Origin of the sequence: Nocardia sp. NPDC056000, from assembly GCF_042269265.1 — a bacterium.
In the GTDB taxonomy this organism is placed as follows: domain Bacteria; phylum Actinomycetota; class Actinomycetes; order Mycobacteriales; family Mycobacteriaceae; genus Nocardia.
Genome location: NZ_JBHJXS010000016.1, coordinates 153,212 through 168,254, shown reverse-complemented (window position 1 = coordinate 168,254; position 15,043 = coordinate 153,212). Strand labels below are relative to the sequence as shown.

The following is a 15,043-nucleotide window of genomic DNA, read 5'->3' as shown; positions in this document are numbered from 1 at the left end:
CGGCCTCCGGTCGATTGCCGTAGCCGACCTCGGTATTCTTCGTCCGGATGAGTAGTTCCACCGCTGTAGATGTGCCGAAGTCGCTGGACCGCCGTTTCGGGCGGGTGCTGTGGCTGCTTCCGGCGTTGCTGTCGGGTTTCACGTACCTGTGCCTGACCCGGCCGATCTGGCCGTTCTCCAAGATCACCGGTGGGTTCATCGATCTACAGGTGTACCGGATCGGGATCGAGACGCTGCGGCACGGCGGTGATCTGTACGGGCAGTTACCGCAGACCACCATCGGGATCGGGCTGCCGTTCATCTATCCGCCGTTCGCGGCGGTGATCCTGTCGCCCTTCGCGCTGCTGCCGTGGGATGCGGCCCGGTTCGCGTTCTTCGTGACCTCGGTGGTCGCGCTGGCGCTATCGCTGTATCTGGTCGCGCGCCGGGTGTGGCCGGAACAGGGTCGCCGGGAGCTGGCGCTGTTCGCGACCGCCTGTGCCACGCCGCTGGCGCTGCTGCTGGAGCCGGTGCGTTCGACGCTCGATTTCGGGCAGGTCAATCTGCTGCTGATGGCGCTGGTGGTGGCGGACTGCCTGACCGAGAAGCCGAAGTGGAAGCGCGGCATGCTGGTCGGCATCGCGGCCGCGGTGAAGCTGACCCCGGCGGCCTTCGTGCTGTACTTCCTGATTCGCCGCGATTACAAGGCCGCCGCGACCGCGGCCATCACGGGTGCGGCCGCGACCGTGCTGACCTTTCCGATCATGCCCAAGTCGTCGACGGAGTACTGGTTCGGCGGAATGGGCAATGTGTCCGGACTGAGCGGATCCGCGTTCCACACCAATCAGTCGATTCAGGCCGTGCTGGCGCGCTTCGGAATTCACAAGCCGCTGTTCACCCTGCTGTGGCTGGTGCTGGGCGCGCTGGTGCTGGCCCTGGTGGTGGCCGCCATGCGGCAGGCCGCGGACCGGCCGCCGCTGGCGCTGGCCATCAATGCCGTCTTCACGCTGCTGGTATCGCCGATCTCGTGGTCGCACCACTGGGTGTGGATCGCGCCCGCCGTGCTCGCCATGATCGGATACGCGACCCGGCTGCCCTGGCGTGCGGCGGCGGGCTGGTACCTGGTCACCGCGGTCACGGTCGCGGTGTACGTCTACGGTCCGCAGAATTGGCTGCCGGGCGGGGACGGCAAGGAAACCCATTGGACCCCGTGGCAGCACTTCGTCGGTGATTCCTATGTCTGGCTGAGCGTGCTGCTGGTGGCCCTGTACCTGGTCACCGCCCGCCGCGCCGCCGCACAGGTCGCGCCGGCGCGGGCGGACGGATTGGTTCAGGCTCCCGGTTCGCCGTAGGCGGCGGCGATATCCTTCGAGCTGCCCCAGCGGCTGTAGGTGGGGGATTGCGGCCAGCCCGCGGGCGAGTCCTGCCATTCCTCCTGCCGCCCGTAGGGGAGCAGGTCGATGAGCGGGAAGGTCTGGCTGAGCTGTTCGGTGCCGCGCCCGTCGGTATGCCAGGTGCGATAGACCGTATCCCCGTCGCGCAGGAACACATTCACCGCGAAACCGGCTCCGGGCGGCGCGCCCACATCCGCGCCGAAGGAGCTGTTCGCGGTGGAGTACCAGGTCATCTTGTTGCCGACGCGCCGCTTGTAGGCCAGCGCCTCGTCGATGGGTCCCTGGGTGACGATGACGAAGCGCGCGTCGTAGTTCGCCAGGAACTCCAATCGGGTGTACTGCGAGGTGAATCCGGTGCAGCCGGGGCACTGCCACTCCTCGCCCTCGAACCACATATGGCTGTAGACGATCAACTGCGGTGCGTCGCCGAAGATTTCGGCCAGCCGAACCGGACCCTCCTCACCCTCGAGGGTGTAGTCGGGCATCTCAACCATCGGTAGCCGCCTGCGCTGTGCGGCGATGGCGTCGAGCTCGCGCGTGGCGGCCTTCTCGCGGACGCGCAGGGCGTCGAGTTCGCGTCGCCAGGATGCGGCGTCGACAATGGGCGGCAGTGCGGAAGTGGTCATCAGGTTTCCTCCCTGACCGGTACACAGAGTGCGGACTGTAGGTGTAGACCGCGCTCGCGCATCGAATTCATCGGTGCGGCGGGAAGAGAATCGGCGCCGAAACAAGAAGAGCCCCGCACCGGTATCACCGATGCGGGGCCCGTCCCGCTCATGCGGACACCCGGGGGTTAGCCGCCCGCCCGGCGGCGGAAGGTGCGCTTACCGCCCGCCTGGGCGTGGGTGCCGCGGACTTTGGCATTGCTCTGGGCGGCTCCGGCCTCCGTGTGGTGGCCATTCTTGCGTGCGAGCGCTTCCCGGAACTTGCGCTTGGTCGCCTCTTCGGGCGTCTCGTCGGCCGGGGCCTCGAGATTCCCGTTCGGTACTTCTTGTTCATCGGCCATGGGGACAGCCTGCCACCTCGGGGGCATTCGACGGCATTCCAGGACCTGCGGAACGCGTACGGCGGGGGCGGACGTACTGCGGATGCAGTACGCGCAACGGCCTTCACGTGCACGATGCCGACTACAGACGCCGACCAAGAGCATTGTCACATGGCGAAATTCCTGTACCGGGTGGGCCGCTTCGCGTTCGAGAAGCGGAAGCTTGTCGTTGTGCTCTGGCTGGGGATCATGGCGGCGCTGGTGGCCGGGGCCGCCAGCGCGCCCACTCCGCCGCCGGATACCTTCTCTATTCCGGGGACGGAGTCGCAGCAGGCGTTCGATCTGCTCGCGGAACGTTTCCCGGGCACCAAATCCGATGGGGCGGAAGCCCGGATCGTCTTCGTCGCACCGGACGGACAGCAGATAGGTTCGGACGCGAACAAGGCCGCGGTCGAGAAGATCGTGTCCGAGGTCGCGGGCGGCACGCAGGTGAAGGGCGTGCTCGATCCGTTCCAGACCGGTGCGGTGAGCAAGAACGGCACGACCGCGTACGCGACCGTGAGCTACAACGTGACCAGCGATCAGCTCACCGATGCCAGTCATGACGCGCTCACCAACGCGATCGACGCGGGCAAGGGGTCCGGGGTCACCGTCGAGGTCGGCGGGTCGGCGCTGCAACCCAAACCCGAGATGGGCGGGGCCACCGAGGCCATCGGTATCGCCATCGCCGCCATTGTTCTGATGATCACCTTCGGTGCGTTCGCCGCCGCCGGGTTGCCGCTGGTGACCGCGCTGATCGGCATCGGTGTCGGCATCGCCGCCATCGTGACCATCGGAATGTCCACCACCACAACGACCCTGGCGATGATGCTGGGGCTCGCGGTCGGCATCGACTACGCGCTGTTCATCGTGTCGCGGTACCGGACCGAGCGGGCGGAGGGCTACAGCGCCGAGGAAGCGGCGGGTCGTGCGGTCGGAACCGCCGGTTCCGCGGTGGTTTTCGCGGGCCTGACGGTCGTCATCGCGCTGGCCGGACTGGCCGTGGTCGGTATTCCGATGCTGACCAAGATGGGTCTGGCCGCGGCGGGCACCGTCGCCGTCGCCGTCACCATCGCGCTGACCCTGCTGCCCGCGCTCCTCGGCTTTTTCCAGAACGCGGTCATGCCCAAGGCTTTCCGCCGGGTGCTGCCCATCGCGGGGCAGGCGAGCGGAAATGGCCTGAACGCCACGGAGATTCCGGATGAGAAGCCCGGAATGGCCACGCGCTGGGCGCGATTCGTGGTGCGCCGCCCGGTGGCGGTGCTGTTGATCGGCCTGGTCGGCATGGGTGTGCTGGCGCTGCCGATGACGAGCCTGGAGCTCGGTATGCCGGGTGATGAGGCGCAGCCGACCTCGACGACGCAGCGCCGCGCCTACGATGCGCTCGCCGCCGGATTCGGTCCCGGTTTCAACGGTCCGCTGATGATCGCGATCGACGTCAAGGGTGTCGCCGATCCGAAGGGCGCGGTGGATCAGGCGGTCAAGACCCTCACCACCACCAAGGGCGTGGTCGAGGTGTCGCCCGCGATGTTCAACCAGGCCGGTGACGCGGCCATGCTGAATGTGATTCCGGCCAGTGGCCCGTCATCCACCGATACCAAGGATCTGGTGAACCAGCTGCGCGGTGAGGCGACGGCGCTGAAGTCGGCGACCGGTGCGACCGTGCTGGTCACGGGTGCGACGGCGATGAATATCGATGTCTCGCAGAAGATGTCGGACGCGCTGCTGCCGTATCTGGCGGTGGTGGTCGGCCTGGCCATTCTGCTGCTGATGCTGGTGTTCCGGTCCATCGCGGTGCCGATCAAGGCGGCGCTGGGCTTCCTGCTCTCGGTGGGCGCGGCGTTCGGTGTGATCGTGGCGGTGTTCCAGTGGGGCTGGCTGGCCGGCCTGATCGGCGTGCACCAGACCGGGCCGGTGATGAGCATGATGCCGATCTTCCTGATCGGTGTGGTGTTCGGGCTCGCGATGGATTACGAGGTCTTCCTGGTCACCCGGATGCGGGAGGCGTACGCGCACGGTGAGAGCGCCAAGGACGCCATTGTCACCGGTTTCCGGCACAGCGGCCGGGTGGTGGTGGCCGCGGCGGCGATCATGATCGCGGTGTTCTCCGGCTTCATCGGCGGCGGTGAGGCGATGATCAAGATGATGGGTCTGGGCCTGGCCGCGGCGGTCTTCTTCGACGCCTTCATCGTCCGCATGACCCTGGTCCCGGCCGTGCTCGCGCTGCTCGGCGATAAGGCCTGGTGGCTGCCGGACTGGCTGGCGAAGATCCTGCCGAATGTGGATGTGGAGGGCGAGAGCCTGAACCGCAAGGAGATCGCCGAACCGGAGCGGGAGCTGGAATCCGCTCGCGCCTGATAGCCGAACGCATCGATGGGCCGTCCCGGGTGGGCGGCCTATCGGTCGCTTCGGGGTTGTCCGATTAGGGTTCTCAACGAGGAGGAACACCTATGACCGCCGAATGGTCGCAGTGGCCGCGCCGGCACAGCCGCGTCGTGGACGTGGTCGTCGCGATCCTGTTGTGCGTGCTGGCGACCTATGCCAGCCGGTTGGCGGATCACGGTAACGGGCAGGGGCCGGTGGTGGTGCGCCCGGCGTCGATGTCGGTGTTCGCCCTCTCGGCGACGGCATCGCTGGCACTGCTGCTGCGGCGCGAGTTCCCGCGCACGGTGCTGGTGATCACGACGGTGTGCGGGATCGCCATCGAGGCGCTGGGCTATGAGATCTCGCTGTTGACCGCGGGCGCGTCCTTCGTGGCGATGTATTCGATCGGGTACTGGTCGAAAGATCTTCGTACGGCCAAGGTCTGGCCGATGGTGGCGGGCGTCGCACTGTTGATCGCCTCGTTCTTCCAGCATTTCAACCCCGTGCTGACCGGTGGCCGCATCACCCTGATCGCCGGTGTCCTGGTGGCGGGCGCGTTCGCCGAGGCCGGGCGCAGCCGCCGCAATTACCTGGCCGCACTGCACGCGCGCGCCGAATTGGCCGAGCGCACCCGCGAGGAGGAGGCGCGCCAGCGCGTCGGTGAGGAGCGCCTGCGCATCGCGCGGGAGCTGCACGATATCGTCGCGCACCATATGGCGCTGGCGCATGCCCAAGCCTCCACGGCCGCATACCTTTTGCGCAGTCAGCCGGATCAGGCGCAGGAGATGCTGGATCAGCTGGCGGGCACCACCTCGGCGGCATTGCGTGAGCTCAAGGCCACGGTCGGCCTACTGCGCGAGGATGATTCGGACGCGCCGCTGGAGCCGACGCCGGGCCTGGCCCAATTGTCCGAGCTGCTCACCTCTTTCGAGCGCACCGGGCTGACGCTGTCGCTGTCGATCACCGGGGTGCCACGTCCGCTGTCCCCGGGCGCGGATCTGACCGCGTACCGGATCATTCAGGAGGCGCTCACCAATGTCACCAAGCATGCGGGCACCGCGGCGGCGACGGTGCGGCTGGTGTACTCCCGGATCCTGCTGACCATCAGCGTCACCGATGACGGCGGCGGTGAGAGCGCCGAACACGTTCGCGGTGAACGGGATTCGGAGCAGGATTCGGACAGCCAGGGTTACGGTCTGATCGGTATGAACGAACGCGCGGTCTCGGTCGGCGGTCATCTGCGGGCCGGGCGCAGACCGGACGGCGGTTTCGAAGTCACCACCGAACTTCCGCTGGAACCTCCGAGAACCCCTGACCACGAGGACAATTCATGACCATCCGGGTACTGCTGGCCGATGATCAAGCGCTGCTGGCCGGAACCTTCCGGCTGCTGATCGATTCGGCCGAGGACATGGAGGTCGTCGGCATCGCCGGAAACGGCCGCGAGGCGGTCGATTCGGCGCAGGCGGTGCGCCCGGACGTGGTGGTCATGGATATTCGCATGCCCGGTGTCGACGGATTGACCGCGACCCAGGAGATCTGCGCCGATCCGGAATTGCGCGAGACCAAGGTGCTCATCCTGACCACGTTCGAACTGGATGAGTATGTGGCGCAGGCACTGCGGGCCGGGGCCAGCGGTTTTCTCGGCAAGGATGTGGGCCCGGAGGAGCTGCTGCGGTCCATTCGCGCGGTCGCGGCCGGTGACGCTCTGCTCTCGCCCACCGCGACCCGTTCGCTGATCGCGCGCTATCTGGCCCGGCCCGAAAGCCGGGTCAGCGCCGCCGAATCCCTCGAAGTGCTCACCGCTCGCGAGCGCGAGGTGGTGGCCATGGTGGCGGAGGGGCTGTCCAATGAGGAGATCGCCGAGAAGATGTACGTCAGCCCGCTGACCGTGCGCACCCATGTGCAGCGCGCCATGTCGAAGGTCGGTGTGCAGAATCGCGCGCAGCTGGTGGTGATCGCGTTCCAGTCGGGGCTGGTGCGCGTCGAACCGCCGCGCGCGGACGGTCATCGCTGAATTTCCGGGCCTTCAATCCGATGCTCGCCGTGTGTATAGTTGGCAACTGCAAGTAGTTGTAGTAGCTAAGTAATAAGCGTAATCGTGAAGGATCGATCATGGCGATCGTCGCCCGTGATCCAAGCGCCACAACCGAACCCGATGCGGCCGATCAGCTCGGCTCCGTGCTGGTCCGTCTCATGCGGGCGATCGGCAGGTCCAAACATCGGGTGATCAAGCACGGCCCGGACGGGTTGGAACAACTCGCCTACGCCGTGCTCTTCTGTCTGGTCCACGATGGTCCGCAGCGCACCGGCAAACTCGCCGAACTGCTGCACGCGGAGATCTCGACCATCAGCCGCCAGACCAGAACCCTTGTCGCACACGGCCTGGTGGCGCGCGGCGCGGATCCCATCGACGGCCGCGCCTGCGTGCTGACCGCCACCGCGGAGGGGGAGCGGGTATTCGCCGAGAACCGGCGGCGGCGCAATCTCTGGCTGGCCGGATTGCTGACCGACTGGCCCGCGGCCGATCGCGACACCCTGATCGACCTGCTCGACCGGCTCGTGCACGACATCGAGACAACCACTGTGCCAATCGAATCGAAATAGGTCCCCGAACTATGACAAGTGCGACGATCGAGGCGTCACCGGAACAGCAGGCGGGCGGTCCGCCGCAGCTCTCGCACCGGCAGATCCTCACCATTCTGTCCGGTCTGCTGCTGGGCATGTTCCTGGCCGCGCTCGACCAGAACATCGTCAGCGTGGCCATCGTCAAGATCGCCAACAGCCTGCACGGGTTCGATCAGCAGGCTTGGGCGACAACGGCATACCTGATCACCGCCACCATCAGCACCCCGCTGTACGGCAAGCTCGCGGATATCTACGGGCGAAAAGCCTTCTTCCTCACCGCGATCGGGCTGTTCGTCATCGGTTCGGCGGCCTGCACCTTCGCCACCTCGATGTACGAGCTGGCCGGGTTCCGGGCCTTCCAGGGGCTGGGCGCGGGCGGGCTGATGTCGCTGGCCATGACGATCATCGGCGATATCGTCCCGCCGCGCGAAAGATCCAGATACCAGGGCTATTTCATGATGGTCTTCGGTATCGCGACGGTGCTCGGGCCGGTGCTGGGCGGCTGGTTCTCCGGTTTCGATCACCTCTGGGGTCTGGAGGGCTGGCGCTGGGTGTTCCTGGTCAATGTGCCGATCGGTGTGATCGCGCTGGTGGTGGTGGCCAAGGTGCTGAACCTGCCGCAGGAGCGCCGTCAACTCCGGGTCGACTGGGGTGGCGCTGTGGCACTGAGCATTTGCGTGGTGCCGCTGCTGATCGTCGCCGAACAGGGACGCGGCTGGGGCTGGGGTTCGGGCCGCTCGATCCTGTGCTACGTGATCGGCGTGATCGGCCTGGCGTTATTCCTGGGTATCGAATACCTGATGAAGGACGCCGCGCTGATTCCATTGCGGCTGTTCAAGAATTCGACCTTCACGGTGTGCATCATCGGCGGTTTCATCGTCGGTATCGCCATGTTCGGCGCGATCTCGATGGTGCCGCTGTATCTGCAAGTGGTGCGCGGGTTCTCACCGACCAAGGCCGGATTGCTGATGCTGCCGCTGGTGGCGGGCATCATGATCGGCTCGCTCATCTCGGGGCAGGTCACCAAACGCACGGGGCGCTACAAGATTCTGCCGGTGGCGGGCACGTTCATCATCGCCTGCGGCGGTGCGCTGTACGCGACGGTGCACTATGACAGCGCGCTGTGGCAGCCGCTGCTCTACAGCGGCATCATCGGCCTCGGACTCGGCGGCTGTATGCAGACGCTGATCATCGCGGTCCAGAATGCCGGTCCGCGTTCGGATATGGGTGTGTCCACCGCGTCGGCGACCTTCTTCCGTCAGGTCGGCGGCACGCTCGGTGTCGCGGTCTTCCTGACGATTCTGTTCAATCTGCTGCCGAACAAGATCATCGACGCGTTCGGCGGTCATCTGCCGCCCGGGTTCGACGCCTCCAAGCTCGACAGTGTGCAGTCCAATACCGCCGGTATCGCGGCACTTCCGGCAATGGTGCGGGACCCCATTCTGATCGGCTTCACCAACGCCATGCACGGTGTGTTCTGGGCGGCGGCCGGCGTGGCGCTGGTCGCGTGCATAGTGCTGCTGTTCATGAAGGAGATCCCGCTCCAGGACATCGCGCCCGCCGCGCCGCAAACCGTGGATCCCGCAGCGGTTTCCGAGGCCGAGTGGGCCGAGGATCAGGTGTGGGACGGGGCCGCGCGCGCCATCTCGCAGCCGGAACCCGTACTGGCGGAGGCGCATAACGCCGAGAACGATGATCTCGAGGTGAAACCCGTGGCCACCGTGGCGGCCTCGGCGACCAATGGCGCGGCACCGGCCGCCGGGCGGGTGCGCGCGATCGTGGGACAGGTGCGGCGCGATGACGGCCGCCCGATTCCCGATTCCGCCGTCACCCTGATCGATCAACGCGGACACCAGGTTTCGCGCGCCACCGGCGACAGCGGCGGCGGCTATCGCATCGAACCGCCCGCCGCGGGCAGCTATGTGCTGATCGTCTCGGCGGCCGGACATCTGCCGACCGCGGTCAATGTCGCCATCGACACCCATCCGCAGCAGCGCGATATCACACTGCAGAGTGCGGGCGAGCTGTCCGGCATCATCCGCATCGCCGGTCGCGGCGGACCGCTCGCGGGCGCGAGCATCACGCTGACCGACGCCCGCGGTGAGGTGGTCGGCGCGGCGGTGTCCGGGGCCGACGGCGGCTATCTCTGCAACGGTGTGGTCGCGGGCGCGTACACGCTGGTGGCGGCGGCCGCGCATATGTGGCCGCAGGCCACCTCGGTGGTGGTGCCGGACAGCGGACTGCTGCATTTCGATCTGGAACTGACCGCGATGGCCATGCTGACCGGCACGGTGTGGGCCGAGGGCCGGGCGCTGCCGGACGCCTCGGTCACCATTCTGGACGCGGCGGGCACCGAGGTCGGGGCCACTCGCACCGATGCGCACGGCCGCTATACGGTGCCGGATCTCGTCGAAGGCGGGTACACGGTCATCGCGCGCGGATATCCTGCGGTACACAGTCGAATTCGGCTCACCGGCGGGGAGATCGTGCACGATATGCATCTGGGCTACGACCTGGGTACGGTTGCGGCCGAGCAGGATGACGTCGAATGGTCAACGGAGGGATCATGACCGGTCTCACCGCCCGGATCCGGAGTTCGGCGGGCTGGCCCATGCCGGGTGCGGTGCTGATCGTCACCGACCTGGCAGGTCGGCAATTGGCCCGGGCGACATCGGATGCGAGCGGGGTCGCGATGACCGAACCGCTGCCGCCCGGTACCCATACCGCGGTGGTCACCGCGCCCGGTCATCAGCCGGTGGCCCAGCTCGCTCGCATCGCCGCCACCGGTGGCGGTGCGCTCGGCGAGGTCCGCCTCGAGCCCGAGGCGAATACGGTGGCGCTGCCGCCGCCGGGCCCATGGACCATCGATCCGGCGCATTCCACCGTGCTGGTCACCGCCCGGCATCTCGGAATCGCCGGTATCAAGGCGCGTTTCGCCGAGGTGAGCGGGCGATTGGAGATCGCCGCGAACTTCGAGCGGTCCACCGGATACGCCGAGATCAAGGCGGCGGCCGTGGACACCGGGGTCGGCATGCGCGATGCGCACCTGCGCTCCGCGGATTTCCTGGACGCCGAACGCTTCCCGCTGATCACGTTCGCGGGCAACGGTTTTCGTCGCACCGGCGGCGACACGTGGGTGATGCCGGGTGAACTCACCCTGCACGGCCGCTCCCGCCCGGTCGAACTCACCGTCACCTACGGCGGCTACGGCCCGGACCCCTGGGGCGGCGTGCGAGTGGCCTTCCACGCCGAAACCCTCTTGCACCGAGACGATTTCGCCATCGACTACAACGCCATGGTGCGCGCGGGCATCGCCGCGGTGGGTGCGACGCTGCGCGTGGAACTCGATATGGAACTGGTGCAGGGGGAGCGACTCCCGGCCATGTAGCGGGTCCGATCCGCCCGGATGCTTGACGGGAGGCGGGTGCGGGCGCAGGGTGGGGCCCATGGGTGACGGGGTTCGCGACGGTCTGAAGTTCAGCAGTCTGGACAGTCCGCTGTTCGATGGTGCGGACGCCACCAAGGGTGAGCTGATCGATTATCTGGAGGCGGTGGGGGAGCGGCTGGTGCGCAACCTGCGCGCCCGGCCGCTGTCGGTGGTGCGGGTGCGGCCCGGGCAGGAGCCGTTCATGCAGAAGAACCTGCCCAAGTACACCCCGGAGTGGGTGCCGCGCAAGACGATGTGGGCGGACAGCTCCAAGCGCGAGATCTCCTACGCACTCTGTGATGACCTGCGCACGCTGCTCTGGTTCGGTAATCAGCGCGCGGTGGAGTACCACGTGACGCTATTGCTCGCCGAGGAGCTCGTCGACTATGCCGGTGGCCCAACGCATCTCGTACTCGATATCGATCCGGCCCCGGATCAGCCGTTCGATCAGGTGGTCGGCGCGGCCGAACTCATTCGCCGGGCCCTGGCGGACGATGGTCTCTCGGGTGCGGTGAAAACCAGTGGGGCCAAAGGCGTTCACATCTTCGTTCCCGTCAAAGATGTGAATATCGAGGATGCGGCGGCCGCCACCCGCGCCATCGCGGTCCGCGCCGAGCGACTCGATCCGGCGCTGGCCACCACCGCGTTCATTCGAGAAGACCGGGGCGGCAAGGTTTTCCTGGACTCCACCCGCGCGGGCGGCGCGACGGTGGTTGCGGCATACAGCCCCCGCATTCGGCCCGGGGCCACCGTGTCCTTCCCGATCGGCTGGGCCGATCTCGGGCAGATCCACCCGCGGGATTTCACCATCCGCACCGCTCTGAAGGAACTCGGTGACCGCGATCCCTGGGCCGAGCAGATGCCGGACCCGCAGGTCCTGCCCGCGGACCTGATCGAACACGGTCACACCATCCCGGTCGCCCGCGTACAGGCCATGCACGAGGGCAAGCGCCGCGCCCGTGCGCGGCGCGATACCTGACCCGCGTCTAGTCGGCGGTCAGGCCGGTGAGCCGGGCGGAGAGATCCCAGAGCTCGCGGCCGACGGCCGGATCGGTGACCTGCTTATGGGTGGGTTCCTGGCGGCGCAGCTTGTTGAAGTACGCCCCGTTGATCGACGCGGGGTCCTCTACCGTCGCCAGATGGATCATCGGGGCCGCCCCGGTGTCCGGGGTGGGCAGCACGTGGCGTCCGATGACCATGAGACGGCCCAGGATCGGGGTCTCGCGCATGACCCCGGTGCCGATACCGCCGGGGTGGAAGATGTTCGTGGTGAGTCGCGGTGCGCGCTGCGCCAATTCGCGGGTGAACAGCAGCAGCGCGAGTTTGGCCGCACCGTAGGCGCGATGGCCGCCCTGGGCGTCCGGATCGTTGAGGTCGAGCTTGCCCGTGCGATAGGCGACGCTGCCGGTGTTGATCACACGCGCGCCGTCGAGGTTGGGCAGGAGCAGATTGGTGAGCAGGAACGGCGCGAGATGATTGACCTGGAAAGACATTTCGTGCCCGTCGGCGGTCAGGCGGCGACCGGCGAAGACGCCGCCCGCGTTATTGGCCAGGATGTCGATCGGCCGTTCGCTGAGCTTGTCGGCGAGTTCGCGCACATCGTCGAGCCGGGTGAAGTCGGCGATATGGTGTTCGGCGTCGATGGATTCGGCCACCGCGCGCGTCTGCTCCGGTGACCGCCCGACCACCGTGACGCGCGCCCCGAGTTCGGCGAAGCGGCGTACGGCGGCCGCGCCGATTCCGGAACTCGCCCCCGTCACGACCACCGTGCGGCCCCGCAGATCAGCCATTTTCATGCACTCCAGTCACTCGTCGTTCGCGGTCACGATCTCGACCTCGAACAGAGCCGCAGTGCCGGAACGGGTTTCGCGAACCGTACCCGGTCGCCGCGTTCGGTGCGCGGCGGGCCTTCAAAGCGAATTCACAGCCCGGACCGAGGTTGCGCGGCGTACCACTCGGGTACAGTTCCGCGCACGCCGACCTGTCGGTCCGCGTGCGTGAACAGGAGAAAACCCATGTCGGTGTCCCGTGCCGGGCTATTGCTCGCCGAAGGTGTTGCGGCGGTGAGCCTCTGCTTCGTGATCGCGGGAGGTGGTGCGAGCCGCGCGGTGCCGCTGGCCGAGGGGCTCGATGCCGGTTCGGCGCTGTCGCCGACCGGGCTGGCCCTGGGGTCGGTCAATGGCGGGCCGCGCGATTGCGCCACCTTCGGTTCGGCCATGAGCCTGAGCGGTGAGTCGGGCGTGACCTGCAAGGGTATTTTCAGCGGCAGCGCCTAGGGCTGGAGATCCGGCAGCCAGCTGCCGTGGAAGCCGTACGGAACCCGTTGCGGTAGACCGATGGTGGCTACCGGCGGGGCCGTCAGATCGCTCGCGTCCAGGATGGTCAGATCGCTGCGGTCGGTGGCGTGGTTGTAGACGTACGTCATGAGATAGCCGCCGCCGGTGAGTGTTTCGTCGGCGGGGGCGAAACCGCCTCTGCGGGAACCAGTCCGGCGGCGAATTCGTGCGCGGTGTGCGCGCCGGTGTGCAGGTCGTAGCGCACCAGCGCGCCGCCTTCGCCGGTCAGCCGGGACTTCCCCGATACGGTCGCGTGGCCGAAGCGCGAGTCCAGGGTGAGCAGCCGGTCGTCCACGCGCGGGAATTCGGCCGCGCGATCGTCGATCTGCTCCTCGCGCACCGTGCCGGTGGCCAGGTCCATGGTCCAGCGCCACAGCGTGGCCTCGGTGAAGGTGTCCGCGTCGGTGCGCCACAGTTCGGGATAGCGCATGGCGTAGAGGATCACCCGGCCGTCCGCGTCGAAGGCGTTGAGGGTGTGGAAGACATAGCAGGGCGCGATCTCGAACCAGGCGATCGCGCCGTGCGGATCATCGCGGCGCAGTACGCCCAGTCGTGCCCGGTAGTCGTCGCTCCACCGGAAGGCCATACCGCCGGAGGCGGCGGCCTCCCGGTCGAAAACCACCGGGAGATCGAGGAATACGACGTGTTCGGCGGTCAGTGCGAAATCGTGCTGCATGGTCGGGGCGGGCACCTCGATAGGACGGCTCAGCAGCAGTTCGCCATTCGCGTCGGCCCGGTGATAGGTGAGATACGGCTCGCCGGTCACCTCATAGCCGAAGAAGTGCAATTCGCCTGTGCGCGGGCAGGTTTTGGGATGCGCGGTCATGGCGGTGCGCAGCGCACCGTCGAAATCGTAGGGGCCGACGGTATCGAGTTCGGCGGTCAATTCGTAGGGCAGTGACGATTCGACCAGCGCGAGGGTGTGCCCGGCGTGGCGGATGACATGGGTATTGGCCACGCCGGCCGTCAGATCGCGGGATCCGTCCGCGCCGTAGGGGCTCGCACCGTCGGTGAAGGTGCTGGTGCGCACCCAGCGATTGCGATAGGCGACGGCCCGGCCGCCTTCGAGACGGACCCCGTGCACCATGCCGTCACCGGTGAACCAGTGTCCGGAGGCGGCGTCGTGCGGGTTGGGGCCGTTGCGCAGGTACCAGCCGGTGAGTTCGGGCGGAATGCGGCCGGTGACCGAAAGTTCCTGTGCGGTCAGCTCTTCGGTGACCGGTGCGTAGTTCCCGGCCAGGTGCGGGGGCGTCGTGGTCATGCCGGATCCGCCATCTTGCGGGCCTTGCCCTGAATGTAAGCGACATAGCGCAGGGTGAATACGACCGGGATGACGAAGGCCGCGATCTGCGCGATGGTGCGCGGTCCGTCGGTGTGTGCAAGCAGTGCGAGCGCCACGCACCCGATGGCGAAGCTGGCCGCCCATACCGAGGTGATGATGTAGCTGGTGCGAATGAAGACCGGGTTGTCCCACAGCTCGCGCGGCGTGCTCTGCTTGGCGATCGGCAGCGTGAACGGATTGCGCAGTGCCAGTGAGATTCCCGCGATCAGCGCCAGTACGCCCGAGGACAGTGCGGGCGAGTACGGGTGCAGCGCGGTATCGGGATTGACGAACGCCAGCACGGTCAGCGCGGCGAAGAACACCGCGGAGCCGATATCCATGAGCTGGGCGTCCAGCGCCTGGCCCGCGCGGGTCTGGCGGGCGACGGTGGCGGCGGAGATGCCGAAGGCGATGAGGGCGGCCCACTTCCAGTATTCGGAGGGGATCACCGCGTAGACGATCCACGGGGCGAAGGTGCGCAAGTAGGACATCTTCGATAGCTCCTCGGCGTGACATTCCTAATCTGACATGTCGAAGTTAGAACCTCCTAAGTCGACATGTCAATAGTGG

The 15,043-nt window shown here is 67.2% G+C and carries 13 protein-coding genes and 1 pseudogene; 9 read left to right on the top strand and 5 right to left on the bottom strand.

Annotated features, from left to right (window positions below; genetic code table 11):
- Positions 1–47: 47 nt before the first annotated feature.
- Positions 48–1,331 (top strand): glycosyltransferase 87 family protein, encoded by a 1,284-nt coding sequence (locus ACFC4D_RS39025; protein WP_375966221.1) that lies wholly within the window; start codon positions 48–50, stop codon positions 1,329–1,331.
- Here ACFC4D_RS39025 and ACFC4D_RS39020 read toward each other — a convergent pair.
- Both ACFC4D_RS39020 and ACFC4D_RS39015 read right to left on the bottom strand, forming a co-directional pair.
- Complete coding sequence (locus tag ACFC4D_RS39020) at positions 1,310–1,999, bottom strand: DUF899 domain-containing protein (RefSeq protein WP_376071061.1); 690 nt, start codon at positions 1,997–1,999, stop codon at positions 1,310–1,312. The genes ACFC4D_RS39025 and ACFC4D_RS39020 overlap by 22 nt on opposite strands.
- Before the next feature lie 167 nt (positions 2,000–2,166).
- Positions 2,167–2,379, bottom strand: coding sequence for a DUF5302 family protein (locus tag ACFC4D_RS39015; protein ID WP_375966225.1), 213 nt, complete (start codon positions 2,377–2,379; stop codon positions 2,167–2,169).
- A gap of 150 nt (positions 2,380–2,529) precedes the next feature.
- Here ACFC4D_RS39015 and ACFC4D_RS39010 point away from each other — a divergent pair, with 150 nt between their 5' ends.
- The 7 genes from ACFC4D_RS39010 (at position 2,530) to ACFC4D_RS38980 (ending at position 11,795) form a co-directional block, all read left to right on the top strand.
- The gene (locus tag ACFC4D_RS39010; protein WP_376071059.1) at positions 2,530–4,755 is read left to right on the top strand and encodes an MMPL family transporter; all 2,226 of its coding nucleotides are present in this window, start codon (positions 2,530–2,532) and stop codon (positions 4,753–4,755) included.
- 92 nt (positions 4,756–4,847) lie between these two features.
- Positions 4,848–6,095 (top strand): sensor histidine kinase, encoded by a 1,248-nt coding sequence (locus tag ACFC4D_RS39005; RefSeq protein WP_375966230.1) that lies wholly within the window; start codon positions 4,848–4,850, stop codon positions 6,093–6,095.
- Positions 6,092–6,778 (top strand): response regulator, encoded by a 687-nt coding sequence (locus ACFC4D_RS39000; protein WP_376071056.1) that lies wholly within the window; start codon positions 6,092–6,094, stop codon positions 6,776–6,778. The genes ACFC4D_RS39005 and ACFC4D_RS39000 overlap by 4 nt, the downstream gene beginning before the upstream one ends.
- Positions 6,779–6,876: 98 nt before the next feature.
- Positions 6,877–7,368: a MarR family winged helix-turn-helix transcriptional regulator gene (locus tag ACFC4D_RS38995; protein ID WP_364639075.1), complete on the top strand. Its 492-nt coding sequence runs from the start codon at positions 6,877–6,879 to the stop codon at positions 7,366–7,368.
- A gap of 11 nt (positions 7,369–7,379) precedes the next feature.
- On the top strand, positions 7,380–9,959 hold the full coding sequence (locus tag ACFC4D_RS38990) for an MFS transporter (protein ID WP_376071054.1): 2,580 nt from the start codon (positions 7,380–7,382) through the stop codon (positions 9,957–9,959).
- Positions 9,956–10,777: a YceI family protein gene (locus ACFC4D_RS38985; protein ID WP_375966239.1), complete on the top strand. Its 822-nt coding sequence runs from the start codon at positions 9,956–9,958 to the stop codon at positions 10,775–10,777. Before ACFC4D_RS38990 ends, ACFC4D_RS38985 begins: the two co-directional genes overlap by 4 nt.
- A gap of 58 nt (positions 10,778–10,835) precedes the next feature.
- Positions 10,836–11,795 (top strand): DNA polymerase domain-containing protein, encoded by a 960-nt coding sequence (locus ACFC4D_RS38980; RefSeq protein ID WP_376071051.1) that lies wholly within the window; start codon positions 10,836–10,838, stop codon positions 11,793–11,795.
- A 7-nt stretch (positions 11,796–11,802) separates the two neighbouring features.
- Here ACFC4D_RS38980 and ACFC4D_RS38975 read toward each other — a convergent pair whose 3' ends face one another.
- Positions 11,803–12,606, bottom strand: coding sequence for an SDR family NAD(P)-dependent oxidoreductase (locus ACFC4D_RS38975; protein WP_376071049.1), 804 nt, complete (start codon positions 12,604–12,606; stop codon positions 11,803–11,805).
- Positions 12,607–12,831: 225 nt separating this feature from the next.
- Here ACFC4D_RS38975 and ACFC4D_RS38970 point away from each other — a divergent pair, with 225 nt between their 5' ends.
- A complete protein-coding gene (locus ACFC4D_RS38970) occupies positions 12,832–13,092 on the top strand; it encodes a hypothetical protein (RefSeq protein ID WP_375966247.1) in 261 nt (86 codons plus the stop codon).
- Here ACFC4D_RS38970 and ACFC4D_RS38965 read toward each other — a convergent pair.
- Positions 13,089–14,413: pseudogene (locus tag ACFC4D_RS38965) on the bottom strand (carotenoid oxygenase family protein). The gene ACFC4D_RS38970 and the pseudogene ACFC4D_RS38965 overlap by 4 nt on opposite strands.
- Entirely contained in the window at positions 14,410–14,964 is a 555-nt protein-coding gene (locus tag ACFC4D_RS38960; RefSeq protein WP_375966252.1) for a hypothetical protein, read from the bottom strand. The pseudogene ACFC4D_RS38965 and the gene ACFC4D_RS38960 overlap by 4 nt, the downstream one beginning before the upstream one ends.
- Between the last annotated feature and the right edge of the window lie 79 nt (positions 14,965–15,043).

Bases quoted from the DNA above. Each gene is read 5' to 3' on its own strand.
- ACFC4D_RS39025 (WP_375966221.1), top strand. From the start codon at position 48: ATGAGTAGTTCCACCGCTGTAGATGTGCCGAAGTCGCTGGACCGCCGT.
- ACFC4D_RS39020 (WP_376071061.1), bottom strand. From the start codon at position 1,999: ATGACCACTTCCGCACTGCCGCCCATTGTCGACGCCGCATCCTGGCGA.
- ACFC4D_RS39015 (WP_375966225.1), bottom strand. From the start codon at position 2,379: ATGGCCGATGAACAAGAAGTACCGAACGGGAATCTCGAGGCCCCGGCC.
- ACFC4D_RS39010 (WP_376071059.1), top strand. From the start codon at position 2,530: ATGGCGAAATTCCTGTACCGGGTGGGCCGCTTCGCGTTCGAGAAGCGG.
- ACFC4D_RS39005 (WP_375966230.1), top strand. From the start codon at position 4,848: ATGACCGCCGAATGGTCGCAGTGGCCGCGCCGGCACAGCCGCGTCGTG.
- ACFC4D_RS39000 (WP_376071056.1), top strand. From the start codon at position 6,092: ATGACCATCCGGGTACTGCTGGCCGATGATCAAGCGCTGCTGGCCGGA.
- ACFC4D_RS38995 (WP_364639075.1), top strand. From the start codon at position 6,877: ATGGCGATCGTCGCCCGTGATCCAAGCGCCACAACCGAACCCGATGCG.
- ACFC4D_RS38990 (WP_376071054.1), top strand. From the start codon at position 7,380: ATGACAAGTGCGACGATCGAGGCGTCACCGGAACAGCAGGCGGGCGGT.
- ACFC4D_RS38985 (WP_375966239.1), top strand. From the start codon at position 9,956: ATGACCGGTCTCACCGCCCGGATCCGGAGTTCGGCGGGCTGGCCCATG.
- ACFC4D_RS38980 (WP_376071051.1), top strand. From the start codon at position 10,836: ATGGGTGACGGGGTTCGCGACGGTCTGAAGTTCAGCAGTCTGGACAGT.
- ACFC4D_RS38975 (WP_376071049.1), bottom strand. From the start codon at position 12,606: ATGGCTGATCTGCGGGGCCGCACGGTGGTCGTGACGGGGGCGAGTTCC.
- ACFC4D_RS38970 (WP_375966247.1), top strand. From the start codon at position 12,832: ATGTCGGTGTCCCGTGCCGGGCTATTGCTCGCCGAAGGTGTTGCGGCG.
- ACFC4D_RS38960 (WP_375966252.1), bottom strand. From the start codon at position 14,964: ATGTCCTACTTGCGCACCTTCGCCCCGTGGATCGTCTACGCGGTGATC.